This window comes from Candidatus Schekmanbacteria bacterium, from assembly GCA_003695725.1.
Lineage (GTDB): Bacteria > Schekmanbacteria > GWA2-38-11 > GWA2-38-11 > J061 > J061.
On the sequence record RFHX01000146.1, the window covers coordinates 1 to 3,326 of the forward strand.

The 3,326-nt window shown below is 37.9% G+C and carries 4 protein-coding genes; 2 read left to right on the forward strand and 2 right to left on the reverse strand.

Annotated elements, in window-relative coordinates; genetic code table 11:
- The first annotated feature begins 165 nt into the window (after positions 1 to 165).
- Positions 166 to 825 carry a TIGR04076 family protein gene (locus D6734_05850; GenBank protein RMF95290.1) on the forward strand — a complete coding sequence of 220 codons (660 nt, stop codon included), beginning with the start codon at positions 166 to 168 and terminating at the stop codon, positions 823 to 825.
- Positions 826 to 859: 34 nt separating this feature from the next.
- Entirely contained in the window at positions 860 to 1,513 is a 654-nt protein-coding gene (locus tag D6734_05855) for a hypothetical protein (protein RMF95291.1), read from the forward strand.
- A gap of 8 nt (positions 1,514 to 1,521) precedes the next feature.
- Here D6734_05855 and D6734_05860 read toward each other — a convergent pair whose 3' ends face one another.
- Together D6734_05860 and D6734_05865 are read right to left on the reverse strand one after the other, a co-directional pair.
- A complete protein-coding gene (locus tag D6734_05860; protein RMF95292.1) occupies positions 1,522 to 2,856 on the reverse strand; it encodes an MFS transporter in 1,335 nt (444 codons plus the stop codon).
- 226 nt (positions 2,857 to 3,082) lie between these two features.
- Positions 3,083 to 3,313 (reverse strand): PEP-CTERM sorting domain-containing protein, encoded by a 231-nt coding sequence (locus tag D6734_05865; protein RMF95293.1) that lies wholly within the window; start codon positions 3,311 to 3,313, stop codon positions 3,083 to 3,085.
- Positions 3,314 to 3,326 lie beyond the last annotated feature (13 nt).

The window sequence follows — 3,326 nt, forward strand, 5'->3', positions numbered from 1 at the left end:
TCAATATGCTTTGTCATCCTTTTAATAGTGTAATTATCAAAAGCTGATAAGCAAGCATTCTTTTTAAAAAGGAAATTTATGGGTTAATTTTTTTTGACTTTTTCATTCAAGTTTTTAAACATTTTTGAAAAATGTTCAATTTTTCTTTCTTGAAAGGATATTTATATGGATAAAGAAAAAGATCCTCGCGAAATTGAAACCACTCCTGATTTTTTTAAAGAAGTTATATCTGCAATAAACAAACAATATGCTGAATTAACGATAACAGAAGTTGAAGGTAAATGTCCCTATGGACACAAAGAAGGAGAAAAATTCCGCATATCTGCAATGAATTCAGATGGTCTCTGCGGATCGCTTTACGCAGCTATTGAACCTTCTGTGTTTACTCTTGATTATGGAGGAAATTATCCTTGGGAGCATAAAACAAAATATTTTAAATATGCCTGTCCTGAAATGGGGAAGGTTAAGGTGGAAGTAAGACATAAAGAAAAGGAAGATATTAGAGTCCTAAAAACAAAGAAGCCCGCTGTGGATATGACGGGCAAGGGATATGCCGGAATCGATAAGTACAGAATTTTTGTGGAAATCCTTGGTATTGAGCGCCATTGCACATGGGGACATCGAGTGGGGCATAAATTTGAGATTGACCCTTTTAATGTTGGTAATGTCTGCGGATGTCTCTATTGGTCGGCATATCGATTTATGAATGTTCTTTTTGAGGGAGCAAGTCTTCCTTGGGAAGCAGAAGAGAATATTATTCACGGAATGTGTCCTGATATTCATAATCAGGTTATCTACCGTCTTATCAGAGAGGAAAGAAAATAACTGGAATTAACTTTAATTGTAAAAGAGGAGACTTATGGAAGAAAAAAAAGATTTTTTACCTGAAATGACAAAGGAAATTATAGGCAATGTAGCAAAAGAAGTTAACCGTTATGTGCAGGAGGTTACAATTACCAAAGTGGAGGGAGAATGTCCTTTCGGACATAAAGAAGGAGAAAAACATCTAATTAATTCAACGCATCATAGTACGATTTGCGGTGCCCTATGGCAGGCAAACCACGCCTGTATTTCATCCTTTCACTATGGTGGTGCTATAACTTGGGAGAAAGACCCTACGATTTTTAAGGGGTTATGCCCCGAAGGTGGTAAAGTGGAAATGCAGGTACACACAAGGGAAAGACAAAAGAATGAAAGAGCGACACGTTTCTCTGAATGGCGTGATATGACTGGGAAAGGATATACGGGAATTGATAAGTACAGATTGTTTCTTGAAGTATTTGGAATGGAGCATCATTGTATGTATGGACATAAAGCAGGGCAACGTATTGAGATAGATCCTTTCAATATGGGCGAGGTATGTGGATTCCTTTATTGGAATGCCTATCATCTCATTACTTTACTATTCTCTGGAGGCAATCCTCCTTGGGAGCCAGATCCAAATATAGCACATGGCGTATGCCCTGATATATACAATATGGTTTCTTACCGTTTGATAAGAGAAGAAAGATAGATCGTTTCTTATGCTTTCTTCAGCCGATTTTCTCTTGATGACAGGATTAACCTTTTTCTTATGAAAAGAATCCATATTCCACAGAGAATATCCACTGCCCCTTTCAGGGCAAAGGGACCCCAGTAGCCAAGCTTGTCGAAGGAAATTCCGCCGAGAAAAAGGAAAATGAATGCGCCAAGGGGCTGCATAGCATTAAGTCCTCCCATTACGCTTCCAAGAAGAGGTTTTGGTGATGCATCAGCTGTGAGTGCACTTGCGCTGGCAGTTGCCGCTGAAAATCCTACCCCCATTAAAGTAGTGTAGAGATACATAGGTGATGAAAAGGGGTTTTTTGTAAGCGCTATTAAAGTAAATCCGGCACCTCCCAAGAAAAGACCAAGTATCATCACTTGTCCTCTACCCCATTTATCAAGGAGAATACCAATGATAGGCCATGCAAGCAATGTTGCAACAGACATAACTAATAAAATTATGCCGCCTTTCATTGTTGCCTGTATCGAAGTCATACCAAACTTGTCTGCCACTTTAACCATCCAAACAATCACAAAGGTAGAGATAATCACGATGTCAATCCTTGATACAAAGGTGGTAACATAGCTTGCCACGAGAGCAATGTCTTCAATTACTGTATCAAATATCTTTTTGATGCCTATTTTCTTCGGCTTCTGCTCAGGCATTCTATCGACCACGCCTAAGAGAGTGGCAAAAAGCCCTGCAAAACCAATGCCTGCAGATATGTAAAATAGGTTTGAAAGCCCCATTTTTTTGCCAAGCTGTGCAATTACACCGAAAACTAAAATAGAGCCCAAGCTCATAGTTAATCCGTGGTACGCCATCGCTTTACCTCTATCCTTATTGTATGAATAGTCTGCAACGAGCGTCATTGTTTGAGGAAAAGCAAGTATGATTCCTATACCGAGAAGAAAGCGGGTAATATATGTCAAAATTACCATTTCATTTATGCTTCCCATACCGATAAGAAGCGCTATGTGTTTGATATAAACAAATAATATGAAGGAAATACCGCAGAAAATAAAACCTACGATAGCAAGAATCCTCCGCCCCACTTTGTCAGAAAACATACCGGCAATTCCGACGAATAAAAACCATGCAATTTGGCTCATATTTTGAAGGTTTGAATTTATTATTCCTGCTTTTTCTTGTGGGATATTAATTATATCTTTCAGGAATGCAGGCTGAAGCACTGCAGGCAGAGCAACAATGCTTCCGGCACAGAATGCTATGAAATAGAGATTTAAAAAATTAGACCATTTCAGTTCAGGCGGTATCTCGATTCCTGCAAATGTCTTTGCTTTTAATACATTTTCTCTATCGGGCGGCATTAACTATCTCCTTTTTTGAATAATTTTTTTGAACCATACTTTGTAGAATTATTTTAGCAAGTCGTCACTTAGTAACAGAAGAATATTTGTTCATAAGAGTTACTTTTAAAGTTACTTTTCTACTGAATAGATTGTCAATGAAATTTGAATTAAGGATGTATTAATTGTAAAGAGTTTCTCTTATTTGGATAAATGAGATAAGATGTTATTGGCAATGAGAATTCTATTAATTTCTAAATTTATTGTTTGATAGAATGATTCCTGCAAGTCCGGTTAATATTAGTAATAATGTTGATGGTTCAGGCACAGGTGACTCTGCAACGGCTGCTGTGACCCAGACCTGCTTTGATCCATATAATCCTTTGATCCATTCGCTTCCCGGGGCAACAGGTGATGTTCCAAGAGACATTGACATAGATGTTATTTGCTGATGAGGGTCAGATAGAAACCATTCCATTTGATCTCCTAAA

What these genes read in the sequence shown, in the direction of transcription:
- D6734_05850 (RMF95290.1), top strand. Translation starts at nt 166, where the DNA reads ATGGATAAAGAAAAAGATCCTCGCGAAATTGAAACCACTCCTGATTTT.
- D6734_05855 (RMF95291.1), top strand. Translation starts at nt 860, where the DNA reads ATGGAAGAAAAAAAAGATTTTTTACCTGAAATGACAAAGGAAATTATA.
- D6734_05860 (RMF95292.1), bottom strand. Translation starts at nt 2,856, where the DNA reads ATGCCGCCCGATAGAGAAAATGTATTAAAAGCAAAGACATTTGCAGGA.
- D6734_05865 (RMF95293.1), bottom strand. Translation starts at nt 3,313, where the DNA reads ATGGAATGGTTTCTATCTGACCCTCATCAGCAAATAACATCTATGTCA.